At 79.2% G+C, this 1,568-nt stretch carries 2 protein-coding genes; both read right to left on the bottom strand.

Annotated features, from left to right (window positions below):
* Window positions 1-209 (bottom strand): hypothetical protein (locus E1289_RS37520; protein WP_131988931.1); only part of this gene is annotated, 209 nt, incomplete at its 3' end.
* 120 nt (window positions 210-329) lie between these two features.
* The coding region (locus E1289_RS37515) for an AAA family ATPase (protein WP_131988929.1) at window positions 330-1,568 on the bottom strand (1,239 nt) is incomplete at its 5' end.

Raw genomic sequence — 1,568 nt, 5'->3', positions numbered from 1 at the left:
GGGGTCGGCGTCGGGGTCTTGGGGGTGAGGGCCTCGCGGAGGTTGCCGAGGTTGCACTTCCAGTTCTCGAGCGTGGTCTCCGGGTCGACGCCCTTCTTGCACTCCTCGGCCGCCGCGGCGGGCTGCGCGGGTGCGGCGAGGACGAGGACGAGCGCGCCCGCCGAGACCGCCGCCGAAGCCGTGCCGACCCGCCTGAGCCGCTGAGGCATGTCGCTCCTCCACCCGCACCGATGCCGCCGCCCCTGTGAGCGCTGACCCTGTTGACATCGTGTCCCATACGGACGGGCACGTAAACCGCGACACGGGGGTTTCTTTACCTCGCCGTGGCCTCAGTGGACCACCAGTCTCGCGAGCCTGGTGCGGCGCGGGGGCGCGTCGTTCTCGCGGACGGCCCTGGCCAGCGCGGGGCCGGCCGCCTGCACGACCGACAGGTGCCGCCGCGCCAGGCCGAACGCGGTGGCCACCAGCGGCCGGGACAGGCCGTCGGGTGACAGCACCGCGACCACGGCGGGGCGCCGCGTGCCGCGGGCCTGCGCGACGGTCACCGCCCAGCCGTGCCGCAGCCGGGACGCCTCCGCCGGGGCGATGACGGCCGGGCCGCCGGGGAAGTCGACCTCCAGGCCGCGGGGGCCGCCGCCGGTCACCACGCCCGTCTCGCCGAGCGGGGCCTGGGGGAGGGGCGCGGCGACGACCACCCGGTCGCCGGGGTCCAGCCCGCCGAACCGGCCGGGCCCGGGGTTCAGCCGCTCCTTCAGCGCCGCGTTGAGGGCGCCGGTCCCGGCCTCGCCGCCCGGGGCGGGCGCGACGACCTGGACGTCCCCGGCGGCGATCCCGAGCGCGCGGGGGATCGAGTCGGTGACGAGCTGCACGGCCCGGTGCACCGCCTCGCCGGGGCTCGCGGCGGGCACGATCACGACCTCGCGTCCGGGCGCGTCCACGGCGGCCAGGTCACCGCCGCGCACGGCCTCGGTCAGCGTGCCGAGCGGGCCGGACGGCGCGGCGTCCAGCGTGACGACCGGGACGGTCTCGGACGCCTCCAGGTCGTCCAGCGGGCGGCCCGGCCCGGCGGGCGGCGGTGCGCCCGGCTCGGCGCACAGGACCAGGTGGGCGCCGTCGGGGCACGCCTCGACCAGCACGGCGCAGAGTTCGGCGTCGAGCGCGGCGGCGTCCGCGACGACGACCAGGTCGAGGTCGAACGGGTGCGGCTCGCCGCGCCCGTACACGACGGCGCCGGGCGCGGCCCGCGGGTCGTCGCGGGGCTCCAGCAGCCGGTGCAGGCTGGTGACGGTGACGTCCGCGGCGGTCTCGGGCAGGCCGGCGCGCAGGTCGGCGGCGGCGCGGTCGGTCGGTGCGGCCACCGCGGCCCGCACGCCCCGGCCCGCGGCGGCGGCCGCGACGCCGGCGGCCGTGCGCGCGAGGTCGCCGGGCGGGCCGCGCAGGATGCTGACGCCGGTGCGCAGCGCGGCGGTGAGCGCGAGGGAGCGGTCCTCGGGCAGCCCGTCGCGCAGCTCCTTGACGGCCGCGTCGTCCAGCAGCGGCGCGGCGGTGAGGCTGAGCCGCTGGAAGCC

The organism is Actinomadura sp. 6K520, from assembly GCF_004349245.1.
GTDB lineage: Bacteria > Actinomycetota > Actinomycetes > Streptosporangiales > Streptosporangiaceae > Spirillospora.
Note: the sequence above shows the minus strand (reverse complement) of the source record. Positions and strands in the feature narration are given on the sequence as shown.